This window comes from Streptomyces montanisoli (assembly GCF_017813245.1).
Taxonomy (GTDB): Bacteria; Actinomycetota; Actinomycetes; order Streptomycetales; family Streptomycetaceae; genus Streptomyces; species Streptomyces montanisoli.
Genome location: NZ_JAGIQL010000057.1, coordinates 19927 through 36776, shown reverse-complemented (window position 1 = coordinate 36776; position 16850 = coordinate 19927). Strand labels below are relative to the sequence as shown.

11 protein-coding genes are annotated in these 16850 nt (G+C 67.7%); 6 read left to right on the top strand and 5 right to left on the bottom strand.

The annotated features are described in order from the left end of the window. Positions 1-90: 90 nt before the first annotated feature. Complete coding sequence (locus JFN87_RS15990; protein ID WP_209340736.1) at positions 91-1578, top strand: UvrD-helicase domain-containing protein; 1488 nt, start codon at positions 91-93, stop codon at positions 1576-1578. Between the two features lie 702 nt (positions 1579-2280). Here the strand turns inward: JFN87_RS15990 and JFN87_RS15985 are convergent. The 4 genes from JFN87_RS15985 to JFN87_RS15970 form a co-directional block, all read right to left on the bottom strand. Next, positions 2281-4257 carry a DUF3732 domain-containing protein gene (locus JFN87_RS15985; protein ID WP_209340735.1) on the bottom strand — a complete coding sequence of 659 codons (1977 nt, stop codon included), beginning with the start codon at positions 4255-4257 and terminating at the stop codon, positions 2281-2283. Continuing rightward, positions 4254-4739 carry a three component ABC system middle component gene (locus JFN87_RS15980; RefSeq protein WP_209340734.1) on the bottom strand — a complete coding sequence of 162 codons (486 nt, stop codon included), beginning with the start codon at positions 4737-4739 and terminating at the stop codon, positions 4254-4256. Before JFN87_RS15980 ends, JFN87_RS15985 begins: the two co-directional genes overlap by 4 nt. Beyond that, positions 4739-5953, bottom strand: a complete 1215-nt coding sequence (locus JFN87_RS15975; RefSeq protein ID WP_209340733.1) for an ABC-three component system protein — start codon at positions 5951-5953, stop codon at positions 4739-4741. Before JFN87_RS15975 ends, JFN87_RS15980 begins: the two co-directional genes overlap by 1 nt. 286 nt (positions 5954-6239) lie before the next feature. Further along, a complete protein-coding gene (locus JFN87_RS15970; RefSeq protein WP_245179884.1) occupies positions 6240-7385 on the bottom strand; it encodes an ISAs1 family transposase in 1146 nt (381 codons plus the stop codon). Between the two features lie 328 nt (positions 7386-7713). Between JFN87_RS15970 and JFN87_RS15965 the strand changes: the two genes are divergently transcribed. After that, positions 7714-8568, top strand: a complete 855-nt coding sequence (locus JFN87_RS15965; protein WP_307865470.1) for an IS5 family transposase — start codon at positions 7714-7716, stop codon at positions 8566-8568. Here JFN87_RS15965 and JFN87_RS15960 read toward each other — a convergent pair. Further along, entirely contained in the window at positions 8525-9061 is a 537-nt protein-coding gene (locus tag JFN87_RS15960; protein ID WP_209340731.1) for a hypothetical protein, read from the bottom strand. The two genes, JFN87_RS15965 and JFN87_RS15960, sit on opposite strands and share 44 nt — an antisense overlap. 781 nt (positions 9062-9842) lie before the next feature. Between JFN87_RS15960 and JFN87_RS15955 the strand changes: the two genes are divergently transcribed. The 4 genes from JFN87_RS15955 to JFN87_RS15940 all read left to right on the top strand — a co-directional run bounded on the left by JFN87_RS15955 (position 9843) and on the right by JFN87_RS15940 (position 16829). After that, positions 9843-11465: an ATP-dependent nuclease gene (locus JFN87_RS15955; protein WP_209340730.1), complete on the top strand. Its 1623-nt coding sequence runs from the start codon at positions 9843-9845 to the stop codon at positions 11463-11465. After that, positions 11462-13075, top strand: a complete 1614-nt coding sequence (locus tag JFN87_RS15950) for a UvrD-helicase domain-containing protein (protein ID WP_209340729.1) — start codon at positions 11462-11464, stop codon at positions 13073-13075. Before JFN87_RS15955 ends, JFN87_RS15950 begins: the two co-directional genes overlap by 4 nt. 913 nt (positions 13076-13988) lie before the next feature. After that, positions 13989-14519, top strand: a complete 531-nt coding sequence (locus JFN87_RS15945) for a hypothetical protein (RefSeq protein WP_307865468.1) — start codon at positions 13989-13991, stop codon at positions 14517-14519. Between the two features lie 279 nt (positions 14520-14798). Beyond that, on the top strand, positions 14799-16829 hold the full coding sequence (locus JFN87_RS15940) for a hypothetical protein (RefSeq protein ID WP_209340728.1): 2031 nt from the start codon (positions 14799-14801) through the stop codon (positions 16827-16829). Positions 16830-16850 lie beyond the last annotated feature (21 nt).

Genomic DNA, 16850 nt, shown 5'->3' with positions numbered 1-16850 from the left:
ACTCGGGTCGCACCTCGGCGACCATCCGCACCGCACGACGGCGCAGCTCAACAGGATAACGGGAAGGACGTGCCATGACTCGATCCTCTCATGAAATCGAGTCTCCACTTCACCCGGTACGGTTCACAGACGGCCGCGGCCGACGCCTTCCACGCCGGCCACCACCTCGCCCTGCAGGCCGGCGCGGGTACCGGCAAGACCACCACCCTGACCCTGCTCGCCCGCACCACCAAACGCCGCGGCCGCTACCTCGCCTACAACCGGGCCATCGCCCAGGACGCACGCACCCGCTTCCCCGACACCGTGCAGTGCAAGACCGCCCACGCCCTGGCCTACGCCGCCGTCGGCCACCGCTACACCCGCCGCCTGAACGCCCCCCGCCGCCCGGCCTGGCAGACCGGACAGGCCCTCGGCATCACCAAGCCGATCCGCATCGGCGACCGCGACATCTCACAAAAGACCCTCTCCAACGCCACGCTGCGCACCGTGGCCGGCTTCTGCCGCACCGCCGACGAGACGATCACCCGCCATCACGTCCCCCGCCTGCGCGGTCTGGAAGACACGGACCTGCACACCCAACTCGCCGCCCACATCGTGCCGTTCGCCCGCAAAGCCTGGGCCGACCTGCAGCACCCCGACGACGGGGCCGTGCGCTTCGACCACGACCACTACCTGAAGATCTGGGCTCTCAGTCAGCCGAAGATCGACGCCGACTTCCTGCTGCTGGACGAGGCCCAGGACACCAACCCCGTCGTCGAACAGATCTTTCTCGATCAGCGCGGCCACGCTCAGCTGGTGATGGTCGGCGACTCCGCCCAGGCCATCTACCAGTGGCGCGGCGCCAAAGACGTCATGACAGGCTTCGAGGGCACTCAGCTCGTCCTGTCGCAGTCCTTCCGCTTCGGCCCCCACCTGGCCCAGGAGGCCAACCGCTGGCTTTCCATCGCGGAGGCACCGATCCGCCTGACCGGCACCCCCGCCGTGCCTACCGAACTCGGGCACCTCGTCCGGCCCGACGTCGTGCTGTGCCGCACCAACGTCGGCGCCATGGCCCACGTCATGGACCTGCTGGCCGCCGGATACCGCGTGGGACTGGCCGGGGGAGGGGACAGCCTGCGCGCCCTGGCCCTGGCCGCCCGTGACCTCAAGGAGGGCCGCCGCACCTCCCACCCCGAGCTGGTGCTGTTCCCCTCCTGGGGTGAACTGCAGGACTACGCAGCCCACGACCCGGCCGGACGTGACCTGCAGCCGCTGGTCGACCTCGTCGACACCCACGGCACCGACGCCATCCTGGCCGCCCTCGCTCACCTCACTCCGGAGCAACAGGCCGAGGTGACCGTGTCAACTGCCCACAAGGCCAAAGGCCGTGAATGGCCCTGCGTGAAGATCGCCGACGACTTCACCCCGCCGAAGAACACCGACAAGCACGACGACACCGGCCGCCCCGTCCCCGGACCGATCAGCGACAGCGAAGCCCGTCTCGCCTATGTCGCCGTCACCCGCACCCGCCGGCGCCTCGACCTCGGCGGCCTTTCCTGGATCCACGAGCACCCCGACGGAAACCCGCCGGCACGCTGACCGCCCTGCGGCAGAACGGGAGCCGTCGGTGCGGGTGGACCGAAGCACGGGCGCGGAAGGACCTCAGCAAAGGTGATCGCTTCCCGGCCGATGGTGACGAGCTGTCGTCGTTGATGGCCGCTGCCGGATGCGACCTTTCTTGCGCGAGCCCTCTGAAGGATGCGTGTTTACACAGGCCAGCCACAGTGATGGTCTGCAGGAGAGTGTCAGTTGAACATCGTCACTTAGGTGTCAGTGACACAAGCCCTGTGACCTGGTGATTGGCACTGACATGTGGTGCCGATCCGCTACTGACATGAGTGACGAATGCCCATGTCGTTCTCGTACAGACCGTTATGGCAGGTGCGGGACCTGCGCTGGTCAGAGGCATTATCTGGCTGGAGCGTGGAGCGTGGAGCGTGGAGCGTGGAGCGTGGAGCGTGGAGCGTGGAGCGTGGAGCGTGGAGCGTGGAGCGTGGAGCGTGGAGCGTGGAGCGTGGAGCGTGGCCGGAGTGCCGCGACACGTTCCTCTATTGAGGAGATCAGGAAGCGCTCGGGAGAGTAATTCCTGGACGTAGCCGGGCGGTGAAGCCAGTCGCGCACCCGTTGGCCTCGCCACTGATGACCTGTGATCTCACCGCTGCTCCATCGAGAGTCACCTGATGGAGATCCTCGAAAAGCAGGACTGGCCATGACCGTCCAGCGATGAGAGCGGAGGACCGGTCAGTCGTCCTGGGCTGCGGTATCGTCCGCCTCGTCGATCCAGTCGGCTGGCACGAGTGCTTCGTTGAGGTCGTTGCGCCACCGCTCTCTGACATACGGGGCGAAGGCGTCATCGGCCAGATCGGCGTGTTCCATGACGATGATCTGGAACTGGCCGTCCAGCAGGCGCAGCGTGTCGTGGAAGGCACGGAACACGTTCAGCAGTCTGTTGCGGTCGTCCTCTCCCAGGACCGCGTCATCGGTGTGGTCTCGGGGGAAGTACACCTGCGACGGCTGGTCGAGAACGAGCAGGCGCGGCACGGGCGCGTGGTGCTCGGTGAACCACTCGTGCAGGCTCAGCAGCGCCGCCACGTGGTAGCCGAGGTGGTTCTCGCCGCTGCCCATTTCGCGCAGGGGCAACGGTCCGTCGGGCTTGTCGGCGATGACGGTGAGCCGGTTGGCGTCGAGGCGGACCGGGTTCTCGGAGTGCTCGAGCCCGAGAGCCTTCGCCTTGGCCGTGATCTTCTGACTGATCAGGGAGAGGTAGCTGGCCAGACGCTCGCCCTGGATGTCGTCACTGAGCAGTTCCTCAAGATGGGCGATCTGCCCGCGCAGTTCCTCACGCCGGTCCTCGATCTGGGGGAGCACCGTGCGCTGCGCGGTGCTGTCCAGGTAGAGACTGATGCGCCCCTGGACCAGAGCGGCCCGGCGTATGGCGTCGGGCTCGCGGTGCAGGGCCCGCAGGCCGGCGCTGACCTCGTTTATCTCCTCCTGATTGCGGGCGAGCGCGGAGCGCAGCTGTTGCAGACGCTCTTCCTCCTGGCCGAGCAGACGCTGCAGGGCCGGGGTGTCGCTGCCGATGACCTCAAGATCGCCTTCTAGGTGGGCCAGATCGCCGGTGAGCGCGGTGACGGTCTCATTGGCCGAGTCCAGGGCGCTGTCACACACCGGGCAGTGCGATGCCTGGGAGGTCTCGGGGTCCAGGCGCAGCAGGCCGAGGGAGACCAGGCGGGCGCGCTGCTCGGTGGCCTGGGTGGTGAAGGCGGTGTTCTCCGCAACCGCCCGCTTCAGGTCGGTGATCTTCACGCGGGTCTGCCCGTGCAGGCGGCGCAGTTCGCCGCGGCGGGCGGTCAGGACACCCAGCGGATCTTCAGCATCGTCCCCGGCGGCCACGGGGCTGTTGTGGTCGAGAGCCTGACGCAGCAGACCGAGGACCTCGTCCGCCTGAGGTTCCTGCCGTCCCTCGGACGGCGAGGCGAGCAGACCTGCCTCGACGGCCTCCGTCACCAGGGCCAGTGCCTGCCCCGCCGCCGGGTCGAGCTGGCGGGCCGGGGCGAGGGCGGCCTCCAGATCGGCGAGGTCACGGCGCAAAATACGCAGCCGGTTGCGCCGCAAGGCCTGTTCCACATCGACCGCGCCCAGAAAGTAGGGCAGGACACCGCGGATGGTGTTGGGACGCCACTCCTCGCCCTGGGAATGGAAGAGCAAGTCCTGATTGGCGACCTCGTTCTGTGCCTGGAAGCAGAAGAACAGGGCATGGCGGATGGACGGGGCGATGGTCCTGGCGTTGCCCACGGCCGGCACCCGAACGGTGCGGTCGATGCCGCAGAAGTCGCTGATCCTGTCTTTTGCCGCGTCCAGCGGTGTGGCGAAGGTGAGGGACTCTAGCGGCGGGGGCGGCGTGCCGTGGGCCTGGGCGAGAACGCACAGCACGGTGCTGGACGCGGCCTTCCCCGCGGGCGCTCGACGAGCGACGAACAGCTGCTGGCCGCTTCTGACCAGGGTGACGGCGTAGGCGCTGACATAGTCGCGGACCCGGCCGGCCTTGACCGGATAGCCGCCGCTGGCCAGGCAGTAGTCGATGATGGTGAGCAGGGCGCTCTTGCCACGCCGGGAGTCGCCGGTGACGATGTTCAACTCACCGGGCCGAAACGGCACGGTGCGGATCTGGCCGGGCTGCTTTCCGTAGATCGTCACGGCCTGGATCTGGAAGGTCACGGCTTGACTCCAAGGAGCGTCAGGACAGTGCTGATGCTGCCCGTGCTGGGCAGCCAACGGCCGAGCTGGACGGCCGCCTTCTGGATGGCGAGGTTCTGCTCGGTCTCTGCGCTGACGGTCTTGCCGAGCGCCCTCGCCACCAGTCTCAGACCGCCGTCGCCGTACTCCAGGACCCGGCCCTGCAGCGCGAACAGCAGGCCGGGCCGCACCACTGACGCCACGGTGGCCGCGTTGCGCGCCATGACCACCGGCACTTCGTCGTGGGCGTCGAGCCACCCCATCAGGCCCGTTCCCGTGGTGGCCGGCAGCACGGCCCGGATGGACGGCTGCAGGGCCATGACGGCGGCGGTGACCGCGACCGGCACAGGGCAAGGGCCCGCGTACTGCTTGTCGTAGCCCTGCACCGCGCGGGTGCACAGCACGGCCGTGAACGCCGGGTTGTACAACGCGCGCTCCTCGCGGCTGAGTGCAAGCGATGACATCAGCGCGCTCCGCTCGGCTCTAGCAGGGACATCAGCCGCGCGGTGAAGTCAGGGTGCCAGCCGACCTTCAGCTCGTCGGCGAGCATGTGGTACGAGCCCTTGGGGATAAACACCTCTTCGAGACCGGTGCGGATCTGCGCGCGAGCGTCCCGGTCGACCCAGCGGTAGATCTGCCGAGCCTCGCGTTTCATCTCCGCCTCGGACGCCTCGTCGCCGAGCTCCTCGCGCATGTCCGCGAAGCGGGCTCGCCACTCCTCGACCAGTCGGCGTTCGTAGGCGCCGAGTTCGCCCACCCGCAGAAGCTTCTCCTCCGACCACCGCGACCGCTGGTCGAAGGCCCGCACATAGTCCCGCACTGCGAGCCGGATGCGGTCGCCGCCCACACCGATCAAGTCGAGTTGGCGCACGAACGTCTTGTCGGTGGACTCGGCCGGCTCGGGCTCGCTCTGCGCAATGTCGGGATCGATGGGGAGGTTGTCGGGCCCGAACTGATGACGCAACTCGCTGAAGACCTGGTCGAACTCCTCACCCGTGACTGGTACCCCGCCCTTTGTCCGCAGCTGCTCGATCACCCGGTCGTAGAACCAGCCCTCCAGCCGGACCAGAAACGCCTTGGCGAGGTGGTGGCCCACCGCGAGCGCCGCATGCCCAAGCATCGTCTCGCGCACCTCGTCGATCCGGGGAGCACCGCCGATGACATCGATCCGCGCGAGCAGGGCGCCCTGCCCCGGCCCGCCCGCACCGTTCAGGGCGTCGAACGCCTCGAACGCCTTCCGCAGGCTGTCGTTAGTGGACGCCGTGCGGGCCTGCCGCAGCAGGGCGAGAGCCCTCTCCTCGTCGCGGTGACCGCTGGCCCTGGGCTGGAGGTGATAGGCGGCGGAGCCTTCGGGAAGCTCGGCAGTGGTCATGAGGAAAAAGTTGGTCTCGGGCAAACTGACCTGCCCGGCCGCCGCTGCCAGGCACCAGATGCGCAGCGTCTTCCACAAATCTGGTGCCGAGTCGGTCAGGCGCACTCCCTCGGCCCGCTGCTTGAGCTGCAGCAGGTCGGTGAGCGACCCGGCGTGCTTCTCAATGTCGTCGGCGCCCTCGACAGCGACACTCCACCCCGGCCCGCTCATCGACTGCTCAATGCACAAGTGCAGTGCCTTCGCGAACTGGTACAGGTAGCCGAGCGCCGAAGCAGACGCCTCAAACTGGTCATCCCTGGCCGTCATGATCCCCGCCTCCCCGGCCGAACTGGGAGGGATCTTCGCATAGCCGGAACGCTGTGCACATAAGCCGGTACTTGATCGTGACCCAAGACAGCGGCGCAGGGCTGGCAGCGCGCTGCTGTCGCGCCTTGACAGTAAAAGCCTGCCGGTCCTGGCCCGCGCTGCCCGTGCTCCCCAGATAGCGGCCTGTTCCGGGAGATCCTCAACTGGGTGTCAGTCGCTGTTGGCTTTCCGGCCGTGAGGGATGCAGGGCGGTTTCAAAGTCTGACTGATCAGGCATCTCTGCAGGTCAGTTGAGGCCGAGGAGGTCCAGCGGGCGGCGGAAGGTGTCGTAGGACATCTCGCGGAGTCCGGCGGCGATGTTCGTGTGGCCGGCGGTGCGAAGTTGATTGATGGCGAAGCTACGGAGGGTGGCCATGTTGTCGGGGCCGTGTCCGGTGCGGATCTTGGAGGCGTCTTCGGCGAAGGCGGTGTCACGGACGAAGTGGAGCCGATTTTCGATCACCCATTGCGACCGAACGATCTTCGCGAGTCGCTGAGGCGAGGCTTCCTGGCTGGTCAGGTCGGTGATGACGTAGACAGTCTCGCGGCCGTGCCTGCCAGCCTTGAGGTCAGTGCGGTGGCGGACGACGCGGGCGACCTGGGCGGCGTGCGGAAAGTCGAGGTCATCGACGGTCAGGACCTGGACGACGCGGGTCTCCTTGCGTCCGTGGCCCTGGGAGCGGTCGTAGTACTTCGCTGTGACCTTCTGCCAGGGCAGCGTGCGCAGGCGTTCGTGCAGGCCGGCCTGGTTCCGCTTCACGGTCAGGGCGTAGTGCGCCTCCTTGGCCTCGACCAGGAAGCGGGCGTGGTCGCGTTGCGCGTGGAGAGCGTCGGCGGTCACGGTGACTCCTCGCAGGTCGTAGGGGGACAGCAGGTCGGCGAAGCAGGAGATTTCGTTCGTCTTCTTCGGGACCCTGAGTTGAGTGACGGTCATGCCGTCGCCGGTGATCGCGGCCAGCAGGTGGGCGGCTGGGCTGTCGTCGACGCGCGAGCCGCGGGCGCTCTTGCCGTCCACCGCCAGGGTGTCCGCGTCGGCCGGGTCGTATCCGAGCAGGTCAGCGAGCCCACCGGGGCAGACCGCGTTGATGATGCGGCGGATGGTCGCCGTGCTCGGCGCGATCCGGATGCCGAAGGCCGTCGCCGTGCGGGCACCGAGGCGGGCCAGGGCATCTTGAGGGGCGTTCGATGCCCACTGGCCGATGGCGGCGAACGACTTCGCGCCGGTCAGGACCGCCGAGCAGGCGGTCAGCAGGACGCTCACGAACGAGTGACGCTTCCCGCGCCGGTCACGCGGATCGGCCAAGGTCGCCAGCCGGGAGGGGAGATCAGCGATCGCGCGCTGCTGACGCGAGGGCGACTTGATCAGACACACGGTGGCAGACTGGCGGCACATCGAAGCTCCGTTGGGCGAAGGCGACTTGGGAAGGTCACCTGCACAACGGAGCTTCGTTGCGTGCGTAGCGGACCACCGGCACATCGTCACGCTGCCGTGACAAGCACATCCACTTGATCAACAAGACTATGAAACCGCCCTGGTGAGGGATGCGCTTCGAACCGAGGTTCCCGATTGGGTGATGGCGAAGGGCTCGTGGCATAGAGGTGGGGCCTTCTGAACAGCTCATTGGTGTCGAATCAGCGAGCAACATCAGGAGGCCCCGGTGCCGCAGTGTTCCGTGTCTGTGGCCGGCCAGTCCAGTTCGGTCACTCGTGGGTGTGACTGTCTGGCTCACCGGTTCGGAAACGCCGCTGACAACGGGTCGCGACAGCCGCGTTATCCGACGGACGTAACGGACGCGGAGTGGGCGGTTCTCCGGCCGTTGCTTCCGGTGCCGGGGTGGATGCGAGGACGGGGCGGCCGCCCGGAAGCGTACTGCCACCGGGCGATACTCGATGCCATCCGCTACCTGGTCGACAATGGCATCAAGTGGCGGGCCATGCCCGCTGACTTCCCGCCGTGGGACCGTGTCTACGCGTTCTTCCGCCGCTGGCGCGACCACGGCCTGGTCACCGAATTCCACGACCGGCTGCGTGGCCGCCTCCGCGAACGGGAGGGCCGGGATACGGAGCCGACGGCCGGCGTGATCGATTCGCAGTCGGTCAAGGCAGACGCCGTCGTCGGGTCGGACAGCCGCGGGTTCGACGGCGGCAAGCTGATCAACGGGCGGAAACGGCACCTCGTGGTCGACACGCTCGGCCTGCTGCTGGGCGTGATGGTCACAGCGGCGGATATCGGCGACCGCACCGCCGCGAAGGTCCTGCTCGGGCAGGTGGCCGACGCCCACCACCAGTTGGAGCTGGTCTGGGCCGACGGCGGATACACCGGCAGCCTCGTCGAGCACTGCCTGGCCACGCTCGCGCTGGTCCTGAGCATCGTCAAACGCAGCGACAACCAGAAGGGCTTCGTGGTGCTGCCCAAACGATGGATCGTGGAGCGCACCAACGCCTGGCTGATGCGCACCCGCCGCCTGGCTCGCGACTACGAATGCCGCACCACCAGCGCCGAGGCGATGGTCTACTGGTCGATGACCATGGTCATGACGCGCCGCCTGGCCCGGACACGCCCGCAGCTGGCGTGAACCGGCCCGGCGCGGGCTCAGCCAGCCAACCCCGCGCGACCAGGCGTTTCGCCTTCGACCGTAGCGCCTCCACCCGTGCCGGCACCACGTCCATGCCGAACGCCGCAGCCATCTCCTGGCAGGTCAGCGGCCCTTGATGGAGCCGGGCCCGGTCCGCGAGCGCGGTGAGAATGCGCTGGTAGTCAACCGACAGCACGGACCAGGCAAGGCCCTCATGCCACACCGGAACCGGCGACTTCGGCTTCACCGCACCCCCGGGCGCCGGCGGCACGTCCGCATGCCCCACACCCAGGGTGATCTCCGCCTCGGCGGTATCGCCGCCGTCCACAGCCAGCACCGTATCGACCCGCCTGCGGGCGATCACCCACTCCTGCCACTCCACCTCGGCGGCAGCCAGTTCCGCCTGGATCCGGTCAGCCTCCTCACGCAACCCATCCACCCGACGGCGAGCACCCAACTCGCGCTCCTCCAACAACCCGATAACCGACGGCATCCCGGCCTCCCCAGCGAGCGACAACCCAACAGGCCACAACTCCCACCGAACCACCGATCCCATGCCTGACCAGCGAAAACGCCGCCCTCACGTTCGGAAAGACAACAGCGACTCAGCAACGCCCTGTCCACGGCGCGTTGCGGGCGCACCCCAAGTGATGATGCGCGCATCGGTACACAGGCCAGGCACCGCCTCTACGCCGTCCTCGGCGTGGCCGGTCCGGCCACGCTGGACCTACCGTTGCGGACGCTCGCATCAACAGGACCACCTCTTCGACCGTTTACGCCGCGCCGCGCTTCGAGGGCCGGCTCCGGACCGCTCGGGAACCGGCTGTAGGGCCGCCGCATAGGTCGTTGCTCAGCACCGGTTCCTCGCATGGGCAGGCGTGCCTCGAGCGGTGGCCAGCCGAGGCTCATCACAGGGCTCTGCGGCCGCTGGGGTGTCGGCACCCAGGCGAACGTCTCCAGTCCGCTGAGCGGCGCCCCGGTTGAAGTCAGATGGAGCTCGACCAGCGCTTCCTGGGAAACGCCGGAAACGCTTCGAGCGGGAGGACAGCCATGTCCGGCTCCTGCCACACAACCCCGTGTGCCAGCCGCTTCCTGAAGTGGAGCGAGACCCAGGTGCGTGGGGCGCGGACGGGCGGACGCTCGGGCCCGCGTTCGTGCTCAGAGCTGCTTCGCCGTTCCTCGCTCTCCGGGTTCGTGAAATCATCTGGTGATGTTGCCGAGGTTCGGGTCAAGATTGTGATGGTCTGCGACAGTCTGGACGTAGTGAGGCACGAGTGCGTATCAGCAGGATCAGCTGGGAGAACTATCGACGGCTCCCGGACGGGGGAATCCCGGTTCGTCGGCATCTGGTTCTCATCGGGCCCAACGACTCCGGGAAGTCCAGTGTGCTGCGCGCCGTTCACCTGTGCCTGGGTGCGACCCGCGCTCAGCTGTACGCCGCCCTGCAGGTGCGCGATTTCACCGACTTGACGCGGCCGCTGCGACTGCAGGTAGACCTGTGCGACCTTGACAACGAAGACCGTGCCGCGTTTCCCGACGAGGTGATGTTCGGCGACACTGCGGAGACGATCCGCATCGTAGTCGTGGCCACGCTCAACGTCCCGGAGGGCGCCGACCCCGCCGCCGCCGCGGAGACGATGGACGCACGCCGGTACTTCGACGGCGCTGGACACGACCGGGGACCCACCCGCGACCAGGTCGACGCGCTTGGATGGGCCTACGTCCCGGCCGCCCGCTCGATGAACCGCGAACTTGGCGGCACCGGCGGCACCATGCAGAGCCTGCTGGACGGACTGGACCTGGGCGCGGACGCCGACACCGTCGCCGAAGCGGCGACCCGCCTGCGCGAGGCGGTCCAAGAAGCCTGCACAGTAAAGGACTTCGGCGTCGAGCTCGCCCACACCCTCAGCCAGGCGCTGCCCCAGCAGGTGCATCCCGACGACATCCACCTGACGCCGGCTTCCGACCTGGGGGGATCGCCACTGGCGGGAATGACGGTGACCGTCCAGGACGGTGAGCACCCGGCCCGGCTCACCGAGCAGTCCGACGGCGTCCGCGCTCTCTCCCTGCTGGCGCTGCTGGGCATGACCCAGCGCACTGCCCGAATCGTCGGCATGGACGAGCCGGAGATCCACCTGCACACCACGGCCCAGCGGGCGATCGCCCGCACCTTCCGGGACAGTCCCGGCCAGCGGCTGATCGTGTCGCACTCCGCGTCCCTGGTCGGGCAGATGAACCCGCTCGACATCGTCGCCTTCGGAGCCGACCGCGCGCCACGGCAACTGCCCGAGGCCAACGTCATCAGCGGCAAGGTGCAGGCGGCCAAGTTCTGGCTCCCCAACATGATCGACGCGCTCACGGCCCGCAAGATTCTTTTCGTGGAGGGCGCGAGCGACCGCCTCTTCATCGAGCGGTTCGCCGACCTGATCGGCCTAGACCTCGACCGCCGGGGCATCGCGATCGTGGAGCTCGGCGGCTGCCAGATGTTCCCCAGCGTCTACCGGCTGCTCGGCCCGGAGGGATTCGCCGTGCCGCTGTACGGCATCACCGACGAGGACGCCCGCAAGGACTGGGCCGAGGCCGTGGGTGCCGCACCCGAAGACCTGGAATCCTATGGCTACTTCGTGTGCCAGCCGGACCTGGAAGGCCTGTACACCACCGCCCTGGGCCGAGACCGCATGCTCAAGATCATCGGGGACGACTCGGCGCTCCCTGTGAAATCGCTCTTGAATCTCAATAAGGTTACTTCCCTCGCGGACATCACTCTGGAACACGTCGCCCACTTCTGCAGCAAGCGCAAACTGCCCGCCGCGATCGCCTCAGCGGACGCACTGACCGAGGCCGACACCGCGTCCCTGTCCGACCTGTGCCACTTCCTGCGCATGGTGGCAGCGTGAGCCCTCTGACCGAGCAGAGAGCCGCCGACCGTCTCGCGGCCATGGACGCCCAGGACATCCTCGTGCTGGCCCCGGCCGGCTGCGGCAAGACACAGGCTCTTGCGCAGCGCGCGGCCCGCCTCATCAACGACCATGCTGTCATCGCACCTCGGAAGATCCTGGCGCTCACATTCTCGAACAAGGCCCGCGACAACCTCGCCTCCCGCCTCACGGAGATCCTGCCGTCGGCCGCGCGCACACGGGTCACCGTTACCAACTTCCATGGACTCGCCGGACGCTTGGTACGCGCTCACGGCGCAGTCATTGGCATAGACCCCGTCCAGCCGTTCCCTGAACGCGGTTCGCACCGACGCCTCCGAGCTGCTGCCGGCCTCGGCTACCGCACCGCAGCCGCGGAACGGGCGCTGACCCTCGCAAAAACACGTCTGCAGGACGACGACGAGGTGATGGCGCAGCTGGCAGCATCCGGGGAGGACTTAGCCGTGACCTACGAACGGATCCTGCGAGAAGCCCAGCAGATCGACTACGACGACCTCCTGCGCTATGGCGCCCGACTGCTCACCGACCCGAGGGTGGCGCGCCTGTACCGCGAGCACTTCGCAGTAGTCCTGGTGGACGAAGTTCAAGACCTCAGCCTCCTGCAACTGGGCATGGTCCAGGCGATCGGGGCAGGCCGCACCACCTACGCCGGCGACCCCGCCCAGGGCATCTACGGCTTCGCCGGTGCCCGTCCCTCCGCCGTCTTCGACGCAATTCGAGCCGCAGACCCCACCGAGGTCCGGCTCGACGTCTCGTACCGCTCGAGCCCACCCGTTCTCCAGGCCGTCAACCAGCTCGCAGCTGAACTCGGCACCACACCGCTGCACTGCGCCAACCCGGACAACTGGGGTGACGACTGCAAGGTCGACCTCCGAGCCTTCGAGGACACCGCCGCAGAGGCCGAGGCCCTGGTGGCCGCCGTCCGCCAGGACCTGGCCGACGACGCGCACTGCACCGTGGGCGTCATGACCCGCAGCTTCCGCCGGATGACCGACATCGCCCGCGCTCTCGACCTCGCCGGCCTCGACTACCAGGACTGGTACCAGCCGACGGTGGTCCCGCAGATCGCCGAACTACTGCACCGAAACCTTCCCGAGGCCCTCGCGGCCGGCAGCGATCGGGTCGAGCAGCTTGCGGCATTGGAACGCCTGTGCCGGAGCCAGCTTCCTCCGGACGACGCTCCGACACTCGACGAGCTGAGCATCGCCTGTGAGGCTCTCAGGGATCGGCTCACCACGTCCCCTCTGCAACAGACACTCGCGGCCTTCCGTCCCCACACCACCTCCGACGCCCCGGTCTCTCCCGGACTTCACCTGCTCACCGGGCACGCAGGCAAGGGCCAGGAGTTCGACGTCGGCTACGTCATCGGCTTGGAGGAAGGAAGCATCCCGGACTTCCGCAGCACCCAGGGAGAAGCATTGGCAGAGGAACTGCGGGTACTGCACGTCATGGCCTCCCGCGCACGTCGCCGTCTCGTATTCACACGGGTTGAGAACCGATGGCGTACTCCGCGCTGGTATGCGGCTGAACAGCCGTCCCGCTGGTGGCATCTCCTCGAGCGCAGCGTCTGAGCTGGTCGAGCCGCATGGAGACGGGGGTGCACTGCCGATCACGGCCCACCGCCGCGCCCCGCGATGCGGCGTGGCTACACAAAGGAGAGTGCCGTGGGGAAGTCCCTGCGGTGCCGACCGAGTCACATCGACGATCTCGACGGAGCGGAAGCATCGGCGGGATGTCAGTGCCGGCGCATAGGGCCCGGTGTCATGCCGATACCCAACGAAGCGCCACCGCTGCTCCTGGAAACTCGGACTGCTCACCACGGTCCTGGGCCCCCGAGCGCCGGGACCTTCCCCGGCTCGTGCCCTGCCGACGGCGCGCTTGGCCGTCGCTCCGTGTTCGCCGCCGTAGGGCAACCAAGGGCTGGACTTCCGGCACGCAGAGACTCACGTGAACCGCGCGAAACAGTATACGCAAAGAAATCTTGAGTAACTCAATTCCCATCCGACGCGTCAATGTCGCGCGGTGCTGGCTTGGAATCTTCCCCTTCGCGCACAGCTTGGCCGCTCGAATACCGTTTCGTCCTCGCGTCGCCGAATCTGTCGCGACGATGGGAGCTATGCGACTGACCCTGATGCGCTGGTTACTTTCCCCGGTTACTAGTTGGCGTGCCCGCCGGCTGGTGCAGGCTAGCGGGGGACGGATGGACTTCGATGCCGCCTGGCGCCGGGCGCGCCTGGCCGGTCACCCCGATGAACTTCCCTATCAGCAGTACGGCCACCGGGCTCCGGACAGGGACGGGACCCGGTAGCCGACGGGAATGCAGGGTGTTCGCGGCGGGGCACCTGCGAAACCTGTGTGACAGGAGTGGCAATAGGCGAGGTGTGTTTTAAGTCAGAATCGGAGAAGCTGTAGAGCGTAGTCGAGGACGCGGTTAAGAATTGGCCGGATGCGCCATGTCTTTCCGTGTGTTCCGGGGGAGTTGCTGTGACAGATTTCGCTGCGCTGTCTGCCGTGATCGGTGCGGGCTTGACGCCGACGTTGGCCTTCCTCTATCAGCGCCTCGAGCGGCTGTTGGACCGTGGTGATACGCCGGAGGCCGACCCGCAGCCCCCCACCGCCCTTGCGGGCACGCTGGTACTGCCCCTGCAGGCGGACGCTTCCCGACTCGCCGAACGCACGCAGGACCTGGAGGAGTTGCGCGACGCGCTGCACGTGTACTACCGCGGTGACGCGCCTGTTGCCCCCAGCGACGACTCGCTCCTGCGCACACTCGGGCGGCTGCGCGGCGTGCTGGAGGAAATCTACGGCCAGCACCTGACCTTCCAGGGAGAGCAGCGCCCGGCGTCGGGAACGGTTGTGCGCCAGCGCACCCGACGCGTGACAGGCCGGCAGATCGGCATGGACGCTGGCGAAATCCTCGGAGATGCCCTCGTGGACCAGGATGTCGACACCGTGGAGCGGAGCGGCACCAACATTGGCATGCGTGCTCGCCGGATCGGCCCGCCGCCCGTGTGAACGCCGCATGCGCCTCATGCCCGATCCGGCCGATGTCTGCGAGGTACAGCAATGACCACCGAGAGCGCTGCCCAGCCCTGGAAGCATCCTGCCCAACAGGATCCCGGAGCCCCGGGGCCCGCCCGGCCGCCCCTCACGGCTACCACCACGGACCCGGGTTCCGGCGACGGCCAGCCTCCGCTGACAGGCTCCCCACACGCGGCTCCGCTGACTTCAAACGGCACTCCGCATGAACCACGTCCGGCGGACGAGGAAGACAGAGCCGACGGGAAGGGGGGAGTGGATGACGAACGAGACGTCGGATACAAGCCGCTCATCTCCATCCACCAGCGCCTCGCCGACAACAACGGCGTCAACATCGGCCTCCAGATCAACCAGGCGATCAACCGACTGCGTGGTGACCTGCTGCCCCCCGAATGGATCACTGAGCGACTGGCCACCTACGAGCAACCCGTGCAGGAGAAAGAAGAACTGCACCGCATCCTCACTCAGCACCACGTCCTGGTACTGCACGCCCCGGACCATCCCGGCCGCTACACCGCTGCGCTGGCCGCCCTGCACCGCAAGGTGGGCGACAACATCCGGCACGTGCGGCGGGAGCCGGGGGAGGCCTTCAGTGCCGAGGGGCTGGAGGACCACAAGACCGGCTGGATCCTCGACCTGCGGGACGAAGGGAACAGGCTTCCCTCGGGCGTCGGCCCAGCCCTGCTCGAAGATGCCCCGCACCTCGCAGATTGCGGCTCCTACCTGGCTGTCCTCGCCGCCACGGAACCCTGGCGGCACGCCAGTAAGGGAACCGACCGCTTGGCCCATCGCCTGCCGCTACCGCCACCGGAAGAGGTGCTGAGGGCCCACCTGGAGAGGACACCGCCGCCCGTCAAGTCGGATCGTTGGATCGGTGCCTCCGAAGTTACCGCAGGCATCAAAGACGGGCCTCCGGCCAAGGTGGCCCGCTGGGCCGAGGCCATCCGTGAGGCCGAATGCCTCGATCTGAAGAAGGAAAAACCCTTCAAGGACCTGGTCCACGAGGTGGTCCAGGCCGTGGAGGACTGGCGCGCCGAGTTGCTGGACTGGCACACCCGGCACGAAGACAGCGCCCACCGCAACTATCTGCTGGCTGCAGCGGTCTTGAACGGAGCTCCGGTGGAGACCGTATACGGAGCCGCCGACACCCTCGCCCAGGCGCTGGGTGAAAGTCCCCCGCCCCGGCATGGCCAGCAAGGCCTGGGCGTGATCGCCCTGACCGACGCTATCGATGCCTATGTGACCGACGACGACACTCTCCGCTTCCGGCGCATCGGCTACGGCGAGGCCGTCGTCGACTACTTCTGGGCCGACCGCCCCCACCTCATCAAAAGATTCACCCACTGGACGGCCGATCAGACCGGCAACAAAGACTTGCCCGACGACGTAGCGAATCAGCTGGCCGACCGGGTCACCACGTGGGCGCTGCAGTACATGCGCGCCAAGCACGGCAGGCGCGCCACACAGCTACTGCGCGACATCGCCGGCCAGTGGTCCACATCTCTACCCGAGCAGGCCCGCGACCTGCTCACCGTGGCCGCTGTGGACACCGGGACCGGCCGCCGAGTCCGCGACGCCTATCTCGCCTGGGCCCGCCGCAGTGACCGGGACGTCCCACCTCGCCTCAAGACCGCGCTGGCCCGGGCCTGTGAACGCCTCGCCGACGTCTACCCCACCATGATGCTGCTGCGGCTGACTGAACTCGCCGCCCACACCGAAGACGAGGACGTCACCGACGCAGTCGGACACGCATTGACTGTGCTGTGGGACCAGCCGACCAGCCGCAGCGAAATTCAAGACCAGCTAGACGACTGGTCACGCAGTCCGGAGGCGGGCCGCCGCACCGCCGCCCATCATGCCTTCCTGCACCTCGCCGCGCGAACCACCGAGGACGGTCGCCCTGTCCTGCTGGTCGCAGCACACGAGGACAAGAGCCAGGCGTGGCAGACCGCACGTTGGCGGGACCTGCTGCTGCACTACCGCACACTGCCTGGCCCGCTCCTCCAACAAGCCCTCAACGCCTGGATGAACGCGGCCGCCTCACTGCCCGACCTGCAAGAACCAGTTCTGACCATCCTCCAGCACGCCGTCTACCAGTCGCAGACCGACACTGTCTACGCCGCCGACCGCTACCTTGCCCTCAGCCACTTGCTCTTCGCGTGGGCGCCCGTGCAGTCGCTCCATCCGCCTTCCGAGCAGGAAGTGCTGCGCGACCGGCTGCTCCTTGCCCTGCGCCAGGCAGATCCCGCTGTCCCGGCCCCCGACGGCCATGTCCTGGGGAGCTAATGCATGGTGGCGCCGAAGGCA